General features: G+C 72.4%; 21 protein-coding genes and 2 pseudogenes. 13 read left to right on the top strand and 10 right to left on the bottom strand.

Going from position 1 to position 21,073, the window contains the following annotated elements; translation table 11 throughout:
- Window positions 1-143 precede the first annotated feature (143 nt).
- On the top strand, window positions 144-623 hold the full coding sequence (locus ACHBTE_RS25260) for a DUF1772 domain-containing protein (protein ID WP_394726360.1): 480 nt from the start codon (window positions 144-146) through the stop codon (window positions 621-623).
- Window positions 624-858: 235 nt separating this feature from the next.
- Complete coding sequence (locus ACHBTE_RS25255) at window positions 859-2,346, top strand: glutamate synthase subunit beta (RefSeq protein ID WP_394726359.1); 1,488 nt, start codon at window positions 859-861, stop codon at window positions 2,344-2,346.
- An 83-nt stretch (window positions 2,347-2,429) separates the two neighbouring features.
- On the opposite strand, the gene ACHBTE_RS25250 is transcribed toward ACHBTE_RS25255, so the two are convergent.
- Window positions 2,430-2,939: a carboxymuconolactone decarboxylase family protein gene (locus ACHBTE_RS25250; RefSeq protein WP_394726358.1), complete on the bottom strand. Its 510-nt coding sequence runs from the start codon at window positions 2,937-2,939 to the stop codon at window positions 2,430-2,432.
- Between the two features lie 47 nt (window positions 2,940-2,986).
- Here ACHBTE_RS25250 and ACHBTE_RS25245 point away from each other — a divergent pair, with 47 nt between their 5' ends.
- Entirely contained in the window at window positions 2,987-4,582 is a 1,596-nt protein-coding gene (locus tag ACHBTE_RS25245; protein WP_394726357.1) for a PLP-dependent aminotransferase family protein, read from the top strand.
- A gap of 94 nt (window positions 4,583-4,676) precedes the next feature.
- On the opposite strand, the gene ACHBTE_RS25240 is transcribed toward ACHBTE_RS25245, so the two are convergent.
- Window positions 4,677-4,931, bottom strand: coding sequence for a DUF397 domain-containing protein (locus ACHBTE_RS25240; protein WP_394726356.1), 255 nt, complete (start codon window positions 4,929-4,931; stop codon window positions 4,677-4,679).
- A complete protein-coding gene (locus tag ACHBTE_RS25235; RefSeq protein ID WP_394726355.1) occupies window positions 4,932-5,792 on the bottom strand; it encodes a helix-turn-helix transcriptional regulator in 861 nt (286 codons plus the stop codon). It lies immediately after the preceding gene.
- Window positions 5,793-6,129: 337 nt separating this feature from the next.
- On the opposite strand from ACHBTE_RS25235, the gene ACHBTE_RS25230 reads away from it, so the two are divergent.
- The 3 genes from ACHBTE_RS25230 to ACHBTE_RS25220 all read left to right on the top strand — a co-directional run bounded on the left by ACHBTE_RS25230 (window position 6,130) and on the right by ACHBTE_RS25220 (window position 9,404).
- Complete coding sequence (locus tag ACHBTE_RS25230; RefSeq protein WP_394726354.1) at window positions 6,130-6,759, top strand: ATP-binding protein; 630 nt, start codon at window positions 6,130-6,132, stop codon at window positions 6,757-6,759.
- A complete protein-coding gene (locus tag ACHBTE_RS25225; RefSeq protein WP_394726353.1) occupies window positions 6,750-7,184 on the top strand; it encodes a hypothetical protein in 435 nt (144 codons plus the stop codon). Before ACHBTE_RS25230 ends, ACHBTE_RS25225 begins: the two co-directional genes overlap by 10 nt.
- A gap of 276 nt (window positions 7,185-7,460) precedes the next feature.
- The gene (locus tag ACHBTE_RS25220; protein ID WP_394726352.1) at window positions 7,461-9,404 is read left to right on the top strand and encodes an ABC transporter ATP-binding protein; all 1,944 of its coding nucleotides are present in this window, start codon (window positions 7,461-7,463) and stop codon (window positions 9,402-9,404) included.
- 102 nt (window positions 9,405-9,506) lie between these two features.
- On the opposite strand, the gene ACHBTE_RS25215 is transcribed toward ACHBTE_RS25220, so the two are convergent.
- The 3 genes and pseudogenes from ACHBTE_RS25215 to ACHBTE_RS25205 form a co-directional block, all read right to left on the bottom strand.
- Window positions 9,507-9,692: a hypothetical protein gene (locus ACHBTE_RS25215; RefSeq protein ID WP_394726351.1), complete on the bottom strand. Its 186-nt coding sequence runs from the start codon at window positions 9,690-9,692 to the stop codon at window positions 9,507-9,509.
- 154 nt (window positions 9,693-9,846) lie between these two features.
- Window positions 9,847-10,311: pseudogene (locus ACHBTE_RS25210) on the bottom strand (DUF899 family protein); the annotation flags it as partial.
- A 128-nt stretch (window positions 10,312-10,439) separates the two neighbouring features.
- Complete coding sequence (locus tag ACHBTE_RS25205) at window positions 10,440-11,846, bottom strand: amidohydrolase (protein WP_394726350.1); 1,407 nt, start codon at window positions 11,844-11,846, stop codon at window positions 10,440-10,442.
- A gap of 185 nt (window positions 11,847-12,031) precedes the next feature.
- On the opposite strand from ACHBTE_RS25205, the gene ACHBTE_RS25200 reads away from it, so the two are divergent.
- Together ACHBTE_RS25200 and ACHBTE_RS25195 are read left to right on the top strand one after the other, a co-directional pair.
- A complete protein-coding gene (locus tag ACHBTE_RS25200; RefSeq protein WP_394726349.1) occupies window positions 12,032-13,039 on the top strand; it encodes an endonuclease/exonuclease/phosphatase family protein in 1,008 nt (335 codons plus the stop codon).
- Window positions 13,040-13,053: 14 nt separating this feature from the next.
- Window positions 13,054-13,743, top strand: coding sequence for a class I SAM-dependent methyltransferase (locus tag ACHBTE_RS25195; protein WP_394726348.1), 690 nt, complete (start codon window positions 13,054-13,056; stop codon window positions 13,741-13,743).
- On the opposite strand, the gene ACHBTE_RS25190 is transcribed toward ACHBTE_RS25195, so the two are convergent.
- Window positions 13,696-15,627 carry an FUSC family protein gene (locus tag ACHBTE_RS25190; RefSeq protein WP_394726347.1) on the bottom strand — a complete coding sequence of 644 codons (1,932 nt, stop codon included), beginning with the start codon at window positions 15,625-15,627 and terminating at the stop codon, window positions 13,696-13,698. The genes ACHBTE_RS25195 and ACHBTE_RS25190 overlap by 48 nt on opposite strands.
- A 267-nt stretch (window positions 15,628-15,894) precedes the next feature.
- Here ACHBTE_RS25190 and ACHBTE_RS25185 point away from each other — a divergent pair, with 267 nt between their 5' ends.
- From ACHBTE_RS25185 to ACHBTE_RS25175, 3 genes and pseudogenes are all read left to right on the top strand, one after another.
- Window positions 15,895-16,626: a hypothetical protein gene (locus tag ACHBTE_RS25185; protein WP_394726346.1), complete on the top strand. Its 732-nt coding sequence runs from the start codon at window positions 15,895-15,897 to the stop codon at window positions 16,624-16,626.
- Window positions 16,623-16,982: pseudogene (locus tag ACHBTE_RS25180) on the top strand (RidA family protein); the annotation flags it as partial. The gene ACHBTE_RS25185 and the pseudogene ACHBTE_RS25180, both read left to right, overlap by 4 nt.
- Before the next feature lie 90 nt (window positions 16,983-17,072).
- A complete protein-coding gene (locus ACHBTE_RS25175; protein ID WP_394726449.1) occupies window positions 17,073-17,534 on the top strand; it encodes a GNAT family N-acetyltransferase in 462 nt (153 codons plus the stop codon).
- A 50-nt stretch (window positions 17,535-17,584) separates the two neighbouring features.
- Here the strand turns inward: ACHBTE_RS25175 and ACHBTE_RS25170 are convergent, their stop codons facing one another.
- Window positions 17,585-18,358: a uracil-DNA glycosylase gene (locus ACHBTE_RS25170; protein ID WP_394726345.1), complete on the bottom strand. Its 774-nt coding sequence runs from the start codon at window positions 18,356-18,358 to the stop codon at window positions 17,585-17,587.
- A gap of 50 nt (window positions 18,359-18,408) precedes the next feature.
- On the opposite strand from ACHBTE_RS25170, the gene ACHBTE_RS25165 reads away from it, so the two are divergent.
- Entirely contained in the window at window positions 18,409-18,951 is a 543-nt protein-coding gene (locus ACHBTE_RS25165; protein WP_394726344.1) for an RNA-binding S4 domain-containing protein, read from the top strand.
- Window positions 18,952-19,062: 111 nt separating this feature from the next.
- Here the strand turns inward: ACHBTE_RS25165 and ACHBTE_RS25160 are convergent, their stop codons facing one another.
- Window positions 19,063-19,539, bottom strand: coding sequence for a DoxX family protein (locus ACHBTE_RS25160; protein WP_394726343.1), 477 nt, complete (start codon window positions 19,537-19,539; stop codon window positions 19,063-19,065).
- Between the two features lie 121 nt (window positions 19,540-19,660).
- A complete protein-coding gene (locus tag ACHBTE_RS25155) occupies window positions 19,661-20,587 on the bottom strand; it encodes an acyltransferase domain-containing protein (RefSeq protein ID WP_394726342.1) in 927 nt (308 codons plus the stop codon).
- A 64-nt stretch (window positions 20,588-20,651) separates the two neighbouring features.
- Between ACHBTE_RS25155 and ACHBTE_RS25150 the strand changes: the two genes are divergently transcribed.
- Window positions 20,652-20,984 carry a DUF6343 family protein gene (locus ACHBTE_RS25150; protein ID WP_394726341.1) on the top strand — a complete coding sequence of 111 codons (333 nt, stop codon included), beginning with the start codon at window positions 20,652-20,654 and terminating at the stop codon, window positions 20,982-20,984.
- Window positions 20,985-21,073: the final 89 nt, after the last annotated feature.

Genomic DNA, 21,073 nt, shown 5'->3' with positions numbered 1-21,073 from the left:
CGTAAGCGCGGGACACACGCCGGGCTGGACGCTTGCGTATGGTGGCGCGTCGATCGGCCATGGTGACCGTTCTCGTTCAGGGTTTCACTTGTGGTGACGACAGGTGTCGGGGAGTCTCGGCAGGAGGCGGGAGTGACGTTGACATGATTGATGGGCCGTACTTCGTACTGATCGTGACCGGGGTCGTCGGGACGGGCCTCGTGGCCGGGGTCTTCTGCGCCTTCTCGACCTTCGTGATGCGCGGGCTCGCCGCCCTGCCGCCCGCTCAGGGTGTCGCCGCGATGAAGTCGATCAACGTGGTGGCGCTGCGGCCGGCGTTCATGCTGGTGTTCCTCGGGTCGGCCGTGCTGTGTGCGGTGATCGCCGTGGTGACGTTCGTGCTGTGGCCGGACGAGGGGACTGTGGAACTGCTGCTGGGAAGTGGGCTGTTTCTGTTCGGCGCGTTCGGGGTGACCATAGTGGCGAACGTGCCTCGCAACGAGGCGTTGCTCAAGCTGGACGCGGGTACTGCGGAAGCTGCCGCCTACTGGCCGACCTACGTGCGCGAGTGGACGGCGTGGAACCACGTCCGCGCGGTTGCTTCGGCCGCCGCGGTGGTGTCGTACGTGCTGGCGATCAGCTGACCGGCCCCTGCTGACCCACCGACCGCCGGGGAGACGCTGGAAAGCCGCCAGAAAGCGCTGTCCCTCCACTCTGCGTACGTGGCGGGTGAGACGTATCGTTGCCGGAAGAGCGCCGATCGATGACGCACGGCTCCAGCAGGCCACACGCGCACGCACACATGTACATGCACATGCACATGCACATGCGCACCCCGGCACACGGCGCACGGCACACGGGCACGCGAGGAAGACGGCCATGGCCGATCCCAAGGGTTTCATGAAGACCCCCCGCCAGGACTGGCCGCGGCGGCCCGTCGAGGAGCGGGTGCGGGACTGGGACGAGGTGTACGTCCCGGGGGCGCTGCTGCCGATCATCAGCACGCAGGCCGACCGTTGTATGGACTGCGGCATACCGTTCTGCCACGAGGCCTGTCCGCTGGGGAATCTCATCCCGGACTGGAACGACCTGGTGTCGCGGGAGGACTGGCGGGCGGCGGCGGACCGGTTGCACGCGACGAACAACTTCCCCGAGTTCACCGGCCGGTTGTGTCCGGCACCGTGCGAGGCGGGGTGTGTGCTGGCGATCAACCAGCCGGCCGTCACCATCAAGAACGTCGAGTGCGCCATCGCCGACCGTGCCTGGGCGGAGGGATTCGCGCCGCCGCGTCCGCCGGACCGGCTGTCGGGACGGACGGTCGCGGTGATCGGGTCGGGTCCCACCGGGCTCGCGGCGGCGCAGCAGCTGACGCGAGCGGGGCACACGGTCGCGGTGTACGAGAAGGACGACCGGGTCGGCGGGCTGATGCGGTACGGGATCCCCGCGTTCAAGATGGAGAAGCACCATCTGGAGCGGCGGATCGAGCAGATGCGGGCCGAGGGGACGAGATTCCGTACATCGACGGCAGTGGGACGGGACATCGGGGGTGCCGAGCTGCGGTCGCGCTACGACGCCGTGGTGATCGCGACAGGGGCCACGGCCTGGCGTGAACTGGACGTGCCCGGGCGGGACTTGGACGGCATCCAGCAGGCGATGGAGTACCTTCCGCTGGCCAATCGGGTGTGCGAGGGGGACCTGGGGAGCTCCCCGATGTCCGCGGCCGGGAAGCATGTCGTCATCGTCGGGGGCGGGGACACGGGGGCGGACTGTCTGGGCACGGCGGTGCGGGAGGGGGCCGCGTCCGTGACGCAGTTGGACATCTACGGGCAGCCGGGCGCCGAGCGGGACGACGACCTCGAGCCCTGGCCGACGTACCCGAAGATCTACCGTCTGTCGGCCGCGCACGAGGAGGCGCGCGACTTGGTGACGGCGCCCGCGGCGGACGCGGACGCGCGGCTGTTCGCGGCGTCCACGCTCCGTTTCACGGGGGACGCCGACGGGCACGTACGGTCGTTGCACCTGGTCGAGGTGGACGCGCGGCGCCGGCCGCTGCCTGGCACCGGGCGTGCGCTGCCGGTCGACCTCGTACTGCTCGCCCTCGGCTTCTCCGGGCCCGACCGGGGGGACGGGCTGATCGACCAACTGGGGCTGGAGCTGGAACCGCGCGGGACGATCGCGCGGGATGCCGAGTTCGCGACGAACGCGCCGGGCGTGTTCGCCGCCGGGGACGCCGCGCGCGGGCAGTCGCTCATCGTGTGGGCGATCGCGGAGGGGCGAGCGGTGGCGGCGGCCGTCGACCGTTATCTGACGGGGAGTTCGCGGCTGCCGGCGCCGATATCGCCGTACGACCGTCCGATGGCCGTTTGACGAGCCGATGACCGTTTGACGGGCAGTCACCCCGAGTGTCGAGCCCTTCCTTCTGTCCTTCCTTCCTTCCTTCCTTCCGTCCGCTACTGTCGCTCGTCCGTCCCTGCCACCTTCCCCGTCGCCAGCGCCACCCTGTTCCAGGTGTTGATCGTCATGATCAGGGCCAGTACATGGGCCAGTTCGGCGTCGTCGAAGTGGGCCGCCGCCCGGGCGTAGACCTCGTCGGGGACACCACTGTCGGCCACCCGGGTCACCGCTTCCGTCAGGGCAAGGGCCGCCTGTTCCTTCTCGGTGAAGAAATGGCGGGCCTCGCGCCAGACGGCGACCATGTGCAGCCGGTCCTCGCTCTCGCCGGCCTTGCGGGCGTCGTTGGTGTGCATATGCAGGCAGTAGGCGCAGTGGTTGAGGTGCGAGGCGCGGATCTGGATCAGTTCGACGAGTGTGGGGTCCAGGCCCTCGCGGGCGGCGGCGTCGAAGCCGACGATGGCCCTGAAGACCTTCGGGGCGGCCTTCGCGAAGTCCAGGCGGGTGCGGGCGGCCTCGGCCTCGGTGATGGAGTCGGCGAGCTTGCTGTCGATCGTGTTCGTCGTCATGTGGATCAATCTACGAGCCGGAAAGACCGGCTGTAGGGTGCATTCTCGTGATGAAATCGTGGGTCAATTCCGCGGAGCGGATCGGTGCCGACCTGCTTCTGGACCTGTCCGAACCGTCAGAGCCGTCCGCGCCATCGGGGTCGTTCCGGCCGCCGGGCGGGCGGCGGGCCGCGCTGATCCGTGCGCTGCGTGAAGCCGTGCGCAGTGGGCGGTTGGCGCCCGGCACCCGGCTGCCGCCGTACCGTTCGCTCGCCGCCGACCTCGGCGTCGCCCGCAACACCGTGGCCGACGCATACGCGGAACTGGTCGCGGAGGGGTGGCTCACCGCCCGCCAGGGCTCGGGGACGCGCGTCGCCGACCGTGCACGGCCTCTCGGACGGACCCAGCCCCCCGGACCCGCCCGAACCGTCGAAGGGGCCCAACCCGCCCCACCGCGGGCCGCCCCACCGCGGGCCGCCCCACCGCGGCCCGCCCCTCCCAAAGCGCCCGCACGCGCGCGTGGGCCTCGGCACGATCTGCGGCAGGGTGCCCCGGACGCCTCGGCGTTCCCGCGTACGGCCTGGCTGGCCTCCTACCGGCGGGCGCTCCAGCAGGCAGCGAACGAGGTCTTCGGGCCCGGTGATCCCGCCGGACGCGTGGAGCTGCGCGAGGCTCTCACCGAGTACCTGGCACGCGCGCGTGGCGTGCGCACCGAACCGGGCCGGATCGTGATCTGCTCCGGTTTCGCGCACGCCCTGCGGCTGCTGTTCGGACAGGACAGGGGCGGCGGCGGACGCCGCGGCGTGCTGCGCGGTCCCCTGGGCGTGGAGGCGTACGGGCTCGGTTTCCACCGGGATCTCCTCGCCGCCGCTGGCGTACGGACCGTGCCACTCCCCCTCGACGAGGACGGCGCACGCGTCGACCGGCTGGCGCGGGAGCGGGGCGTGCTGCTCACGCCCGCGCACCAGTTCCCGACGGGCGGCCCGCTTCACCCCGAGCGCCGTAGCGCGGTGATCGACTGGGCACGCGCGCGTGGCGGCGTGGTCCTGGAGGACGACTACGACGGGGAGTTCCGTTACGACCGCAAGCCCGTGGGCGCCGTCCAGGGCCTCGACCCCGAGCACGTGATCTTCATCGGCTCGGTCAGCAAGAGTCTGTCACCGGCGGTGCGGCTGGGGTGGATGGTGCTGCCGGAGCGGTATGTCGACGACGTGCTCGCCGCCAAGGGGGAGCGCGAGGCCTGGGCGAGCGTCCTCGACCAGCTGGGCCTCGCCGACTTCATCGTCTCCGGGGCGTACGACCGTCATGTACGGCGAATGCGGCAGCGGTACCGCGGCCGGCGGGACCGCCTCGTCGCGGCGCTCGCCACGCACGCGCCGCACATCGAGGTCACCGGGGTCGCGGCCGGGCTGCACGCGGTGCTGCGACTGCCGCCCGGCACCGAACGGGCCACGGTCGAGGCGGCCACCCGGCGGGGCATCGCCCTGGACGGCCTCGCGGACTTCCGCCACCCGCAGGCGACGGAGGCGGACATGCCGGTACGTGACGGCCTCGTCGTCGGCTGCGCGACACCCTCCGAGCATGCATACGGCGCGGCGCTGGAGGCGCTGTGCGGGGCGCTGCCTCGAGGTGACCGACATGGAGTCGAGGGACGACGCCGGTAACCAGCACCACAGCAAGGCGATCGACTGACACCCAACAGACGAGCAAGGGACGAGCAAGGGACGAGCAAAAAGACACGAATACCGTCCCGCGCGGTCAGGACAGCAGGAAGTCCGCCTCCCCCGCCTTGGCACCCTCGATGAACGCGGTCATCTCGTCCGTGGTGTAGATGAGCGCCGGACCGTCCGGGTCGGTCGACTGGCGCAGGGCGATTCGGCCGTCGGCGAGTTTCATCGCCTCCAGGCAGTTGCCGCCGTTGCCGCCGCTCCACGGCTTGTGCCAGCCCTCGCTGCCCAAGTCCCGCGCGGGCATGCCGTTGTAGACCCGTATGCGCGGCCTGATGCGATCCATTCACAGCTCCTTGCGGAGATCCCGGAGGATCTCCTTCGTGCGATGTGCCGTAGCGGCCTGCGCCGCCATGCGGTCCATGACTTCGAGATGGGTCGCCACCTCGGCGCGCGCGTCGAGATAGACGGCGCCGGTCAGGTACTCGCTGTAGACCATGTCCGGCAGTTCTGACATGGCAAATCGGAACAGCACGAAGGGCCCGTAAGTGCCGGGGTGCGGCCCGTTCACGAACGGGGCCACCTGGAGCGTCACGTTGGGCAGCTTCGTGGCGTCGAGCAGCTTGTCGATCTGGGCACGCATCACCTCCGGGCCGCCGACCCGGCGGCGCAGCACGGTCTCGTCCATCACGACCCACAGCCGGGGCGCGTCCTCGCGGGTGAGCAGTTGCTGGCGTTGCATGCGCAGGGCGACATGGCCCTCGATGTCGTCGGGGCTGGTCTGGCCGATGGCGCCGGATCGCAGCACTCCGCGCGCGTAGTCCTCGGTCTGCAACAGGCCGGGCACGAAGTGGGGTTCGTAGGACCGGATGAGGGCGGCGGCGCCCTCCAGGCTGACGTACATGGAGAACCAGCCCGGCAGGATGTCGTGGAACCGCTGCCACCAGCCCGGTTTGTTGGCCTCCTCGGCCAGCTGCACGAAGGCTTCGGCCTCGTCCTCGGGAATGCCGTAGGCCTTCAGGAGCAGTTGGAGGTACGGGATCTTGAGGGCGACCTCGGCCATCTCCATACGGCGGACCGTGGCGGGGGCGACGCGCAGGACGCGGGCGGCCTCCTCCCGCTTGAGCCCCGCGCGCTCACGCAGGTCCAGCAGGCGTCGCCCGAGAACGACCTGACCGACCGTCGGCGCGGACCGCGGCTCGCTCACGCTGCACCTCCACGAATCAATCCCGATCGAATCCCGACCCGATCCTGATCGAAGTCCCGACCGAATCCCGCCTGAACTCGGACTCAACCGGACTGGATCCGGCCGCATCCGGCCACTTCTCGGCCACATCCCGCAGACCGATTGAACCCTGACAGGCCGACGGCGCCATTCGAAGACCTATTCGAAGACCTCGGTAGAAACCTGCGGATCCTCGATGATCCCAACTGGCGCCGTTCGACATGCTGTTGCGAGCAGTGTGCCATGGCCTCCCAGAGAGTCACACAGCACTCTGCATTTTCCAGAGTGACACTTGCCAAGTGTTCACGGCAGGGAGATAGTGGCAAGCGTGATTCCGTCCCCGCCCTTAGGAACAGACGCCGCGGCTCCCCACAGCCTCGGCGCGCCGGCCGTCGGTCCCCAGCGGGGCGACGCCGCCGAGCGCCGGTTCCGCTTCGAACTGGCCGCGCATCCGGGTTCGCCCGCGCAGGCCAGACGCCTGACCAGGGCGCGGCTGAACGGCTGGGCGGTGTGCGAGGACACCTGCGACACGGCGGCTCTGGTCGTGTCCGAGCTGGTCACCAACGCACTTGTGCACACCGCGACCGAGCACATCGTGTGCGAGCTGCACGACGGCGCCGAGCTGGTGCGAATAGCCGTGCGTGACGAGGGATGCGCGCCGGGTGAGCCGCATCCCCTGGCGGCGCGTCCGGAGGAGGAGCACGGGAGGGGACTGCTCCTCGTCGACGCCCTGTGCCACGCGTGGGGCACCCAGGAGCAGGACCCCGGGCTGGTGGTCTGGGTGGATCTGCCGCGCGGGCCCGGGTCCGGGGACGTTTCCCGGGGCGACATCGAGGTGTACGACGACCTGGGCTGGGGATCACGACCCAAACCAGGCCCGGCCGGGGACTCCGGCGACGACGAGACACAGGCGCGGTACGGCGGGGGGACGGGGGCCGGATGGCTGTGAGCGGTGCGTCCGGCGGGGGTCAGGTGCTGAGCCTGGACACACTGGTCCGGCTCCGTCGCGGCGCGCGGGACGCTGCCGCTCCGCTGCGACTGCCGCTGCCCGAGGGGATGACGACACCGCTGGGCTGCGACGCGGTGGCGGCGCCCGCACGGTTCGGGCCGCTGATCCTGCCACGGTTGCCTCGCGTGGGCTGTGTGTACGCCGACGACGCGTACTGGTGGTGGGTCGTGCCGTCGGAGTCCGACTACGCGCTGGAGTGGCCGACGGGGGTGCGGTACTCGCCGGATGCGGTCGTCCCGGACATGCCTCGGCTGATCCATCGGCCGGACGGGTCGGTTCCGTATACGCCGCCGATTCCGCTGTATCTGGCGCTGTGCCGGGTGACCGGGACCACGCCCACTTGGTTGCGGCAGCTGAGCGCGTGAGGCTCCGCCGGTGACGACCCGCTGACGGTGCGAGCGGCGAGGCCCCGCCGGTGACGCGGCCCGTTCCCGGTACCGCGGCGCGGCCCCGCCACCGACCGCGGGTCACTCCCGGTACGGCGGCGGCCTGAGCGGCCCGAGGGCCCGACTGCCGCTCCTCGCATCCCCGCCGCGCACGCCCCGCGCGCATCCCCCACCCCCACTCGCGCCCTCCCCTGGAGGCGCCCGCCCCGCCATAGTGGCCCTTTCGTCGCAGGTGGCGATCGGGGGAGGTGGACGGTGGGCAAGCAGCGTGGGAGCGGGGCGGCCGGGGTTTGCGAGTCGGAGCGGCTGCTGTTCGGGGGGCCGCTGCGGTACGACACGGGGTGGAACCAGCACCGGGACGCCTTCCTGGAGCTGAGCTTCAGGGCCATGGTGACGCGGCTGCCGTCGCTGTTGGGATCCAGCTTCCGGCTCGCCTGGCAGGCCGACCGGCGTGCCGCGCGGACCGTGCTGGTGGCGGAGGTCGGCCGGGGTCTCGCGCAGGCGGTCGGGCTGCTCGCCGTCAACAGTGTGCTGGGGCGGCTGATCGGGGGCGGGGCGATCGAGGAGCGGTTGCGCGGTGCCGTACCCGCGCTGGTCGCCATGGCCGCCGTCATGATCGTCTCGACCCTGCTGCGGGCCGCGTCCACGTATGCCACCGGGCGGCTGGAGCCCAAGGTGGAGCGGGTGGCGACCGAGCTGTATCTGGAGCGGGCGGCGGCCGTGGAGCTGGCCGCCATCGAGGACCACGCCTTCCACAAGCTGCTGGACACCGCGCAGTACGGCGCCGCGTCCGCCCGCCGCATGATCTCGTACAGCGCACGTGTCGTGAACGCGGCCATCTCGCTGGTCGCCGCGGCGGGCGTGCTGACCGTGCTGCATCCCGCCCTGTTGCCGCTCCTGGCCACGATGACGCTGCCCAGCGCCTGGAGTGCCCTGACCAATGCCCGGCGCCGCTACGAGTCCTTCCACACCTGGGTGCAGCACTCCCGGGCGGGCCATCTGATCAGCGGGCTGCTGACCGAACCGGCCGCCGCGCCCGAGATCCGGGTGCACGGCGTCGGCCCGTTCCTGCTGCGCCACTACCGGGCCATGTCGGAGACCGCGGAGGCCGAGCAGGCCCGGCTCGCCCGGCTGGCGGCGCGCACGGGGCTGATCGCGGCGGCGTGGACGGGGCTCGCGACCGTCGCCACGTACGCCACACTCGGCGGTCTGCTGCTCGCCGGCGCCATGGCGCTGTCCGTGGCGGGCACGGCCGTGATCGCGATCCGCACGGGCTCGTCCAGCCTCGACACCCTGGTTCTGGAGGTCAACGCGCTGCACGAGGAGGCCCTCTTTGTGGGTGATCTTCAGCGGCTCTACGTCGAGGCGGCCGAACGGGCGATTCCGCAGGGCGGAGCCCCGCTGCCCGAGGACCCCCGGGAGATCCGCTTCGAGAACGTCGGCTTCAGCTATCCGGGTGAATCCACCCGTCCCGCCCTCGACGACGTCACCCTCACCCTCCCCCTCGGCCGAATCGTCGCGCTGGTCGGCGAGAACGGCTCCGGCAAGACGACCCTGGTGAAGCTGCTGGCGGGGCTGTACACCCCGGACCGGGGCCGCATCCTGTGGGACGGCGTCGACGCGGCCGGCGCCGATCGGCACCAACTCGCCGAGCGCATCGCGATGGTGGCCCAGGACTTCAAGCGCTGGCCGTTCACGGCCCGGGTCAACGTCGCCGTCGGCCGCTCCTCCGCGCCCCTCACCGAGGAGCGCCTCGCCGCCTCGCTCGCCGAGGCCGGGGCCGAGGAGGTGGTGGCCGATCTGCCGCGCGGCCTGGACACCCTGCTGGCCCGTCAGTTCAGCGGCGGGCACGAGATGTCGGGCGGTCAGTGGCAGCGGCTCGGGATCGCCCGGGCCGCCTACCGGAGAGGCCGCATCCTGATCGTGGACGAGCCGACGGCGGCCCTGGACGCACGGGCCGAGCTGGAGGTGTTCGAGAAGATCCGTGCGTTGGCCTCCGCCGGGCAGACGGTCGTCCTCATCACCCACCGCCTGGCGTCCGTCCGCCACGCCGATCTCGTCCATGTCCTCGACCAGGGCAGACTCGTCGAGTCCGGCACACCGGAGGAACTGCTCGCCACCGGCGGGCTCTACGCGGAGCTCTACTCGCTCCAGGCCGACCAGTTCAACGCGCCGGTACCGGCCCCCGAGGCGACCTGATCGGCGGGGCGACCTGGCCGGCGTCACCGACCCCGGCCGAAGAGCGGCCCGAACGGCCCCGCCCCACGAGACTACGGCGGGCGCCCCACAGCCCCACGTTGCTCATGCGGCCACGTCGGCCGTGGCCTCGCCGCGGACGATCACGAGGAACATGTCCGTCGCGAGGTCCATGACGACCTCGACGGGCATGCCTTCCATCCGCCGCGCGTGTGCGAACTCCTCCGCCGGCCACGATCCCCGCGGCCCTCCCGCGGGGAAGCGTTCGAGCACTGTTCGCCCGTTCACCATCCTGCACCTCCACTGAGCCTCGTGCTTGTAGGAGTTAACGCCCGCGGGAGGTGAATCGCCTCGCCCAGTGACGGGACTGAGACGTAGTTGACACTCGTTCACCGCTATGGGTGAGCCTTCGCTCACTCTCGATGGTCAACCGCCACTTTCGGTATCAGTCGACGTACTCGTCGTGATACCGGACGCGCTCACTTCCCGCAGGCGCCCCAAGAGCCGACGCACGCCCCTTGGGTTCCTCCCACTCCTCCTGCCGACCCAGTGCGGTGAGATCAAGGAAGCCGGTGGTCGAGCCCAGCCCGTCCAGGCCGCGCTCATACGTCGAGTACGTGTGGAACACGCGCTCCCGGTCCCGCAGGAAGCAACTGACGCCGGGCCGTTCCACCAACTCGCCCTCGTGCACCAGGGTCACCTCGAAGTCGTGGTTGAACTCGCTGCCGTAGGACGAGTACCAAGGCACCGTCCACCCCATGCGTGCCTTGAAGGGCAGAATCCTCGTGTACGGCGCCCTGGACACGGCGACCAGCGTCGTCCCCCGCGCATTCAGATGCGCCAGATGCCCGATCTGGTCCAGGAACCCGGAGCAGCTGCGGCAGCCGGCGTCCCATTCGGGGGCGAACATGCTGTCCAACGGTCCGTCCGGGTGGTGACCGTCGGCGCGGGCGGAACTCATCGCCGGCCCGAAGAATTCCCAGGAGATTCTCTCGGAGTACGTCACCGGCAGCGCGAGCACCTTCCTCAGGGGCATGCCTAGGTGTCGTACTCCTGGATCCGCTTGCCGTGGCCGCGGTCGAGAAGGGCCGGCAGCCGCTCCCCCAACTCCGCCACCACCGCGGGCACATCGATGGTCAGCAGCTCCCGGTCCCGCATCAGGACGCGTCCGTCTACGACGGTCGTGCGCACATCGCCGGCGCGGGCGCTGTGCACGAGGGTGGCGGCGAGGTCGTGGACGGGCTGGGTGTGCGGGCCCGTGAGGTCGACCAGGACGATGTCGGCGCGCCGGCCGGGCGCGATGCTGCCGACCTGGTCGCCGAGCCCGACCGCGCGGGCGCTCTGGAGGGTGGCGTGGTGCAGGGCCTGGCGGGCGGTCAGCCAGCGGGGGTCGCCGGTGGTCGACTTCTGGATGAGGGCGGTGAGCGCCATCGCCTCCCATACGTCGAGGGAGTTGTTGGAGGCGGCGCCGTCCGTGGCGAGGCCGACGGGGATGCCGATGTCGCGCAGGGCGCGTACGGGTGTGGTGGTGGGCCAGGCGAACTTGAGGTAGCCGCGCGGGGCGGTGGCGACGGCCGTGCGGCCGGGGGCGTCGCGCAGGACGGGCAGGTCGCGGGCGAGGATGCCGGTGCCGTGGGCGATGAGGACGTCGACGTCGAGGATGCCGGTGCGCCGGAGGACCTCGATGGGGGTCACACCGTGGCGGGCGAGGGCGGTGTCGGTCTGGTCGCGGTTCTCGGCGGCGTGGATGTGCACGGGAAGGCCGTGCTCGCGGGCGAGTTCGGCGGTGGCGGCGAGGTCGGTGTCGTCGACCGTGTAGGGGGCGTGCGGGGCGAGGGCGGTGGTGATTCGTCCGTCGGCGCCCCCTCGGTGCCGCAGCGCGAAGTCCAGCGACCGCTCCCGCCCCTGCGGCCCCTGGGAGGAGAAGTAGGCCTCGCCGAGGTGGGCCCGCATTCCGCACTCCTCGACGACGCGGGCCACGGCGTCCATCGAGAAGTAGTGGTCGGCGAAGCAGGTGACGCCGCCCCGGATCATCTCGGCGCAGGCCAGCCGCGCCCCCAACTCCACGTCCCGCTCGGTGAGGTTGGACTCGACGGGCCAGACGACGTCGTTGAACCACTCCTCGGTGGGCAGATCCTCGGCGACCCCGCGCAGGGCGACCATGGGGGCGTGGGTGTGGCAGTTGATCAGGCCCGGAAGGGCGACCTGGCCGGACGCGTCGAGACGCTCGACGGCCGGGCGCTCGCGCACCGCGCCGGCCGTCGTGACGGTCTCGACGACCGAGCCCTGTACGACGATGGCGGCGTTCTCCTCGAACCCGATCCTCTCTTGATCGTCGTGCACGAGGACGGTGCAGCCGGTGATGATGAGGTCGGCGGGCGGTGCTGCGGGAGAGGCGGCATGTTCTCCGGGAGAAGCGGGAGGTTCTGCGGGAGACGGCGTCATCCCGCCAACGTAGAGCCCCCTCGTCGGGACGCGTGAGGTGAACCGCGCATCCGGTCGCGGATCTGTCGCGCGGCCCGGACCACGGGCACGCTGGCTTCACCACGGCACCACGGCACCACGGCACCAGGCACTACGACGCCCCCCTCGGCGGCCCGGCCGCCCACGGCTTCTGGAAGGAGCCAGGCATGCTCCTCGGCACCTGGAACCTGGAGAACCTCTACCGGCCCGGCGGCGAGTTCGGCCCCAAGGACGAGGCGGCGTTCGACGCGAAGCTCGCCGCGCTGGCGGCTGCCCTGCGCGAGCTCGATCCGGCGCTGCTCGGGGTGCAGGAGGTCGGGGAGCCGGAGGCCCTGCGGGACCTGGCCGGGAGGCTGGACGGCGACTGGCATGTGGCGCTGTCCGAGCACCCCGACGCCCGGGGCATCCGGGTCGGCTTCCTCAGCCGTACGCCGCTGGAGGTACTGCACGACACGAAGGAGTTCCCGGCGAAGCTGCTGCCCGTGCAGGCGGACGACACGGGGGCGACGGTGTCGGAGGCGGGCCGCGGCTTCCTGGCGGTGGAGACACGGACGCGGGCCGGGCTGATCCGGGTGGCGGTCGCCCACCTCAAGTCGAAGCTGCTGTCGTACCCGGGCGAGCGGTTCCACCCACGCGACGAGGGCGAACGCGCACGCTACGGCGCGTACGCCCTGCACCGGAGGTCGGCGGAGGCGACGGCGTTGCGGGCGCTGGCAGACGTGCTGCTGGCCGGTGACGGGCGCGAGCGTGACGTGGCGGTGCTGGGCGACCTGAACGACGAGGTGCAGGCCGCGACGACTCAGATCCTGCTGGGCCCACCCGGCTCGGAGATCGGCACGCCGGGTTTCGAGGCGAAGGACAGGGGCGACCGGGCCCGCCTGTGGAACGTGGCGCCGCTCATCCCCGCCGAGCAGCGGTTCTCCCGCGTGAACTCCGGCCGACGTGAGCTGATCGACCACATTCTGTGCAGCCACCGCCTCATCCACCGGGTGACGGGGGCCGGTACGGGGACAGGAACGGGGACAGGAACGGGGACGGGGACGGGGACGGGAACAGGACCGGGAGTGCCGCGGGCCGCTTCGCCGGAATTGCCGTCGGTGGGGGCGGATCCGCAGGAGCGGCGGAATGCGGCGGGGTCGGACCATGCGCCGGTCTGGGTGCGGGTCGGGGACTGAGAGGACGAGCGGCCGTGGGTGCTGGGCAGGGCGAGCGGGCGCGGAGGGGCGCGGGTTCGGGGCGGGGCGGGCAGGACCTGCCAGGTGCGGGTTCAGGTCAGGGCCGGCGGAGGGGCTCGGTCCCGGAACGGCTGACCTGGGCGGTGCGGAACCTGGACCTCGCGCCCGCCGACCGGGTGCTGGAGATCGGCTGCGGCCGGGGCGTCGCGGTCGCCCTGGTCTGCGAGCGGCTGACCTCCGGCACGGTGACGGCGATCGACCGCTCCGGCACGGCGATGGAGGCGGCGCGGCGCCGTAACGCGGAGAGCGTGGCGGCGAGCAGGGCCGTCTTCCAGCGGTCGTCCCTGGAGGAGGCCGACTTCCCCGCCGCCGCGTTCGACAAGATCTTCGCCGTCGATGTGAACCTGTTCTGGGTCCACGCCCCGGCTTCGCTTCCGGACGCGGGACTGCGTGCCGTACTGGCCGACCTCAGGGGATGGCTGGCGCCGGCCGGTGTGCTGTGCCTGTGCTGGGAGCCTCCCGAGGGGCGTGGGGTGGAGGAGATCGCCGGGAAGGTGGAGCCGGTCCTGGCGACGCACGGGTTCGTGACGGAGGTGCGGGTCGGGGCGACGAGTGCGGGCCGTGGGCTGCTGTGTGTGCGGGCGGGAGCGAGGGGGTCAGCCGGCGAGGGGCAGGCCGGGGGCCGGGGCCTCGGGGAGGCGTAGCCCGCGCCGGTCGCACTCCGCGGTCAACTCATCCAGCAGCGCGGCGAGTTGTCCGGTGTCGGCGGGGGCGAGCCGGCCGGAGTCGTCGAGGTGTACGGCACACGCGGTCGTCGCGTCGACGAGCCGTTCGAGGGTGGCGACGATCTCCTCCGCGCCCTCCGTGTGCCGGGCGAGCGCGGGCAGCTCGGCGGAGGCGAGCGCGATGGCGGTACGGGCCTCGGTGAGCGCACGGTATGCCTCGCGGCGGAGCGTCCAGCGCCGAGCGCGGGTGTCGGGGCCGGTTCGCGTGCGCCCGGCACCCGTGTCCCCCGGCACGTGACCGGCATCGGCCTCGCGTAGAACGTGGGCGAGGTAGGCGTACGCGGCCCGGCCGGCCGCCGTGAGGCGCGACCGTACGCCTCCGCCCCGCTGGCCCGGCATGGGGAGGTGCCCGACGACGAGCACGATCGCGCAGGCCAGCAGCGTCTCCCCGATGCGGCTCAGGGAGGCCTGCGGTTCGCCGCCCACCATCACCAGGGCGAGGACGAGAAGGGTCACGACAAGGGTCTGGGCGGCGAAGTGCCGCGCGCCCAGCGGGATGAGCGCGCCACTGAGGGCCACGAGCGCGATGAGCCCTTCGGGCCGGGGCAGCACGGCCGCGAACCCGGCGAAGAGGAGGGCTCCCAGCACGGTGCCGGCGGCCCGGCACAGCACCCGGGAGGCGAGGGGTCCGAGGTCGGGCTTGACGAGGAAGACGGCGGTGGCCGGCAGCCAGTACCAGTGCTCGTGCCGGCCGTACCACTGGGCGTGGTGCAGGGCCTGGGCGATGCCGGCGCTGGCGCCGAAGCAGAGGGCGACCCGCAGGCCGTACTCCCGCCCGCCGGCCCCGAACACGGCCCGGACCAGGACCGCGGCCGTACGCCTCCGGGTGTGCAGATCGCGCCCCTTGCCCCGGTCGAAGGCCTCCGCGGCATGCAGCAGCGCATCGTCCAGGGCGCGCAGAGCGGGTGCGGAGCGATGGGGCGCGGGGAGGGGCCCGGGGCTGGTGTTCGCGCGGACGGCGGCGGCGAGCCGGCGCGGTCCCGCGCAAGCCCGGTCCGGTACGGGTTCCGCCACCCAGGCGAGCGCGGTGGCGGCCTCGCCGAGCGGCAGCGCGGCGGCGTACTGCGCATGCAGGCGCCGCTCGGCGGAGGAGGAGGCGTACCGCCGCAGCCGGGGTCCGGTGAGGGTGTCCTGTGCGTGGTCGAGAGCGGCGGTGAGCGCCGCGCGGCGGGCGGTGGCGTGCTCGCCGCCGACGGCGTCGAGGAGGTCGGCGACGGCGTCGTACACATCGGCGACGGCTTCCCGCTCCCCGTCGAACCGGAAGTCCCCGGCGAGCGAGCCGGGCGTGGGCAGCGCCAGCCGCAGCGCGAGCAGCCATACGGCACCGGCGAGATAGCCGAGCGCCCGCTGCCACCCGGGCTCGGGCAACGGCATGCCGGCCCCGACGGCGGCTGCGACCAGCACCTGCGTACCGGCGGCGGAAGCCACCGGTCCGACGGCGCTGATGCCACCGGCGAGAAGCCCGAGGCCGGTGAGCAGTACGGTCAGCGCAACGGCTCCGACGTGCTCTCCGGCATACGTCCCGCCGAGCACCCCGGCCGCCCCGGCCAGCGCCGGCAGGCCGAGCCGCTTGACGGAGGCACGGCGGCTGCCGGGGCGGTCGTTGACCCCGGCGAGCATGGCGGCGACGGCGGCCATGACGCCGAGTGTGGTGTGCCCGCTGATCACGCCGGCGAGCAGCAGCGGGCCGGCGGCCAACGCCCCTCGCACGACGGCGCTCCAGGGGACGGGGCCGCCCTGGGCGCGGAGGGCGTGGGAGAGCCAGGGCGGCAGGGCGAGGGCCGATGGTGCGGGGCGGGACACGGGGCTCCTGTCGTCTCGTCGAGGCGAGCGGTGATGCCTTCGGGCGACGGTGGCCGGGCTTCGGGCTGTGGTGTCCCACGGTAGGGCCGGATGCCGGAGCCGATGGGACGGGAACGTTTCGGGGATGTGACGAAGCCTGGAAGCACCGCGTTCTTTATGAACGCAACTGTGCGGAGGGTGCCCTGTCGATCCGGGGCGCGAACCTCATTGTCAGTGGCACGCGTTATCAATGAACTCGTCACGCTCTGTAATGACGGGGGAATCGCGATGACCACGTACGACGGCCGAGCCGCTCTGCCGAACCGGACCCACCTCTCCGCCGCCGGGCTGCGCACCCGGGGCTGGACCGCGGCGATGGTGCGCCAACTGCTCGGGGAGCCGGATCTGTTGCGCGCCCGTCCCGCCTCTCGGACGGGCCCGCCGACCCGTCTCTACCGCATCGAGCGAGTCGAGGCCGCCGAGCGCAGCGACGCGTTCCGGGCTCTGTCGGCCCTCGCCGCCCGGCGCTCCGCCGACGCGCGGGCCGCCTCGCAGCGCCGGCGGCGGGAGGTGTCCGCGCGCATCGCGGCGGAACCGCTGGAGGTGCCGCGGTTGTCACCGGCCAGACTGACGGTGCTTGCGGTCTCCCATCATGAACGGCGGGGTTCCGGGGGTTCCGAGGGTTCGGATGGTTCCGGGATCGGGATCCTCGATCGATGGAAGGTCGAGTATCTGCGCCATCGCATGGCCCGCTACGACGACATCCTCGCCGACCTGCGCGACAGCGCGGGGCGGGCGGCGGCCGAGGAGTTGCTGCGTCGCAGGGTCTGCGCGGCCATCGCCGAGGCGTACCCGGAGCTCGCACGGGAGTGCGACCGGCAGGCGCGTGCACTCGCCGGGCGCGGAGCGCGCCGGGCCGGGACCGGCCCCGGAAATTGGGATGCGGGGGCCGATGCGGACGCTCATGATCGGGAGGTTGACCGCCGAACGACTCGCCATGGCCCGCAGGAGCCCCCATGACCCGCCCCGCCGCCACCCGCCCCGTCGCCATCCGCCGCGTCACCTCCCCCGACCTGTTCCCGCCCCCCACCTACTCCCACGCCTCCGTCGTCGAGGCCGGCACGAAGCTCGCCTTCCTCGCCGGTTCCGTGCCCCTCGACGCCGACGGGAACCTCGTGGGGGAAGGGGACCCCGTACGGCAGGCTGAGCAGGTGATCGCCAACCTGGAGGAGCAACTGCGCGTGGTCGGCAGCGACTTGGCGCACGTTCTGTCGAGCGAGGTGTACGTGGTGAGCAGCGACACGGCCGTGCTGTCCGCCGTCTGGGAGGTGGTGGAGGCTTCGGGGCTGAGCATCGGCCCGCACTCCTCGACACTGCTCGGTGTCGCCTGCCTCGGCTATACGGGGCAGTTGGTGGAGATCACGGCCACGGTCGCCGTGCCGGAGGCGGAAGGGGGGGACGCGATCATGACCCCGGTCGCGCTGCGCCGCGCCGTCCCGACCGACGCCGGTGCCGTCGCCGACGTCTGGCTGCGGTCGTTCGCCGCCGCGCTGCCTACGGTCGTGCGGCCCCGTTCCGACGACGAGGTGCGGACGTACTTCCGCGAGGTCGTGGTGCTGCTCAGGGAGACCTGGGTCGCCGAGACCGCCGGCCGTGTCGTCGGCCTGATGGTCCTCGACGCCGACCAGCTCTCGCAGCTCTACCTGGACCCCGACTGGCGCGGCCAGGGCATCGGCGACCGTCTCGTCGACCTCGCCAAGCGGCGCCGCCCGGACGGGCTGAGTCTGTGGACCTTCCAGGTCAACGAGCCGGCCCACCGGTTCTACGAGCGCCACGGCTTCGCCGCGGTCGAGTTCACGGACGGCAGCGGGAACGAGGAGCGGGAGCCGGATGTGCGGTACGTCTGGCGGCCTCCCGGCAGCAGCTGAACCGGCGCGACGAGGAGCGACCTCCGCTCCCGGTCGGGCGCGGCCCTCGGTCAACCCCGGCGCGCCGGCGTCTCCTTCCCGCGCCCCGTCGCCTCCGTCGTCCCTCTCGCCTCCTGCGTCCCCGCCACCCCGGCCGCTTCCCCCGCCGTACGCAGTACGTCACGCAGCATCTCGGGTGTGAGCCTGCCGGTGAAGGTGTTGCGCTGGCTGACGTGGAAGCAGCCGAAGAGGTCGAGCCCGGCGTCACCGTCGAGCGCGTCCAGCGCGACCCGCGTCCCGTGTGCGAAGGGCGGCCGGGGCCGGGGCACCCGCCACCCCGCCTCCGCCAGCGCGGGCAGCGTGGCCTGCCAGCCGAAGGCGCCCAGCACGACGACCGCCCGCAGCGTGGGCCGCAGCAGCCGCAGTTCCTGAAGCAGCCAGGGCCGGCAGGTCTCGCGCTCCCCCGGCGTCGGCTTGTTGGCGGGCGGCGCGCAGTGCACGGGGGAGGTGACGCGTACGCCGGACAGTTCCAGGCCGTCACCGGCCTCGACCGAGGTGGGCTGCGAGGCGAGGCCCACGTCGTACAGCGCCTGGTACAGCACGTCCCCGGAGCGGTCGCCGGTGAACATTCGGCCGGTGCGGTTGCCGCCATGAGCGGCCGGGGCGAGCCCGACGATCAGCAGCCGGGCGTCCGGGGGGCCGAATCCCGGGACCGGCCGCCCCCAATACGTCTGGTCAGCGAAAGCGGCCCGCCGGGTACGGGCCACCTCTTCACGCCAGGCGACCAGCCGCGGGCAGGCCCGGCAGTCCGCGATCCGGCGGTCGAGCTCGGCGAGGGCGTCCACAGCTCCACCGTACGGCCGTCCCGGCTCATCGCGAGGACTAAGGTCGGGGCATGGCTTCCGAGGATGACGAGGTGACCGTCGGCAGCACGGCCGAGGGCGAGCCGGGCGAGGGGCGGGCGGAGCAGCCCGCCGCCGTCGACCCGAAGATCGCCGCCGCTGTGGCCGCGGCCGTGGCCGCCGGTCCGCAGAACGGCGAGTCCGTACGCGTCGACAGCTGGATCTGGGCCGTACGGCTGGTGAAGACCCGTTCCATGGGCGCCACCGCCTGCAAGGGCGGCCATGTGCGGGTCAACGGTCAGAACGTGAAGCCCTCCCACTCCCTGCGCATCGGCGACGAGGTGCGGGTGCGGCAGGAGAACCGGGAGCGGATCGTCATCGTCAGAAGGCTGATCCGCAAGCGGGTCGGCGCCCCGGTGGCGATCCAGTGCTACGTCGACAACTCACCCCCTCCCCCGCCCCGTGAGGCCGTCGCCCCGGCGGGCATCCGCGACCGTGGCACGGGCCGCCCGACCAAGCGCGACCGCCGGGAGATGGAACGGCTGCGCGGGCTCATGGGCGGGGGCGGCAGCACGGGACGACCGTCCGGGCGGTGACACGGCGACGGTGGCGTCCGGCAGGCCGGGAAGGACCCCGGGCTGCCGGACGCCACCGAAGCAGTCGGCTCACCTGCCGAAGCAGTCGGCTCACGCGCCGACGCCACCGCCTCACGCGCGTCGTCGCACCAGCCGCAGCAGATCCGCGTTGGAACTCCGCCGTGCCCAGGCGATCAGGGCAAGCGGCACGATCAGGATGAGCGGGGTCGCCGCGTTCTCGCCCTCGAAGGCGGTGATCGACACGATGAACGCCCCGACCATCAGCGCGCTGAGCGCCACCGCCGCCACCGACTGGAGTACCGGGATCAACAGCGCTATGGCACCGGCCAGTTCGAGGGTGCCGATGATGTACATCCCGGTGCTGCCCCAGCCGAGCTCCTCGAAGCCCTCGGTCGCCGACGGGTGCGCGATCAGCTTGGGCAGCGCGCTCGCGATCGCGTAGAAGAGGGCGAGCAGGATCTGAAGGCCGCGCAGGGCGATACGGGCCCGACGGCCGCGCGGGGTCGCGGACTCGGCGATGACGGTGCCGGAGGTGCCGGGGCTGGTGGAGGCGGCGGCTGCGGTGACGGAGGCGGTCGTCTCGGACATGCGGGTCTCCTGTGTGAGCGGTGGTCCGTGGTGCTGTCACAGAGGTAGACCGGCGCGTGCCGCGGAACTCATCGCCGTACGAAGGAAATTCACGCCCGAGCCGGATTCCTTCTCAGCCGCCTCAGCCGGTCCCGTCCTCCAGTGGCAGCCACCCGTGCCCGATGTACCAGTGGCCGCCCGCCCGCAGATGGTCTCCGATCACCCTTTCCAGGGCCGTCCGGCGCGGCAGCTTCTCGACCGGCGATTCGGGGTCGCCGAAGACGAACCGGACGGGCTGGGTGTCCGCCGGTTCGCCGTCCGGGCGGGCGACGCGGAAACGGGCCTGGAAGCGGACGATGTTGGAGTCCGCGGGGAGGTGCTCGGCGAGCTGCGGGTCCAGCAGCCAGGAGTGGCAGGTCACCGCCTGGTACGGCTCGTGAGGGAAGTGCCGTGGGAAGAACTCCCGGGCCAGCGCCAGAGAGTGGTCGACGGCGGCCGGGGACAGCGGCCCGTGGAAGTCCGGGATGTGCAGGTTCAGACAGGGGGCGCCCGGCTCCAGGCGGAGCCCGGCCGCCGCGAGGCCGGGCGCGGTCCGCTCCCCGAGCCGTGCCCGCTCGAACTGGAGCCGCCCCAGCTGGTACAGCTCGCCGCGGAAGTGACGGACGAGCCACGACGGGGCCTGCACGCCCGCCCGGCCGTACCGTCTGCGGTACCCGGCCATGTTCCGTCCGAGATCGGCGAGCGTGCGGCGGGAGACATCGGCCGGGATGCCGCGCTCGCGGTGGTACGCACGCGTGTACGGCAGGGCCGCGAGGAACACGTACACGGGGAAGCAGCGCTGCAAAGTCCCCGAGGCCCAGTCCAGCTCCCAGTCCAGGTCGGGACTGTGGCCCGGCACGCCGGCCTCCCCCAGGCCCCGGACGAGTTCGCCGGCGAGCCGCTCCAGGAGCTGGTGCAGCTCCGGGTCGTCGGTCACCCGTCGGCGCATCCGCACGAGGTCGTTGATGTCCTCGTGGGGTACGGCGAGGTCGAGGAGCACCTCGGCCAGGTCATCGGTGTCCGGCAGCACTGAGCCCCCTGCGAGGAATCCGGCGGGATCGAGGAGTACGTTTCAAAGAGGAGTGGTGTGACGGATGCGTACAGGCAGTGAGCCTACGACGGCGCGCAGTGCGCTGCGGGTCCGCTTCTGGCTGTGCGTGTGGGGCGTGGCCTGGACGGTCTTCGGCACCGTCGCCTTCGCGCTCGCCGGCCGGCCCGGCTGGGCGGCGGCCTGCGGGGCGCTGTGGCTGGTGATCACGATCGATCTGGCCGTGGTCCTCCGGCACATCCGCCAGGGCCCGCACTACCAGCCGGGCCGCGACATACCGCCGTACGACCCGCCGGACAGCGGTCCCTACCGGCCGCCCGTCGGACGACCGTCGCGGAGCAGCCCCTACCGGCAACCGCCGGAGGACCACCGTCCCTAGGGCCTGTCGTCGAATTCCCGTCGTCCGCCCGCAGGGCGGGCCGCGCGGCGTCAGGTGCGTGCTCTCGGCGTGCCGGGCGCGGACCCTCG

Origin of the sequence: Streptomyces sp. M41 (assembly GCF_043673425.1) — a bacterium.
In the GTDB taxonomy this organism is placed as follows: domain Bacteria; phylum Actinomycetota; class Actinomycetes; order Streptomycetales; family Streptomycetaceae; genus Streptomyces.
This window is presented reverse-complemented; position numbering and strand designations above follow the sequence as displayed.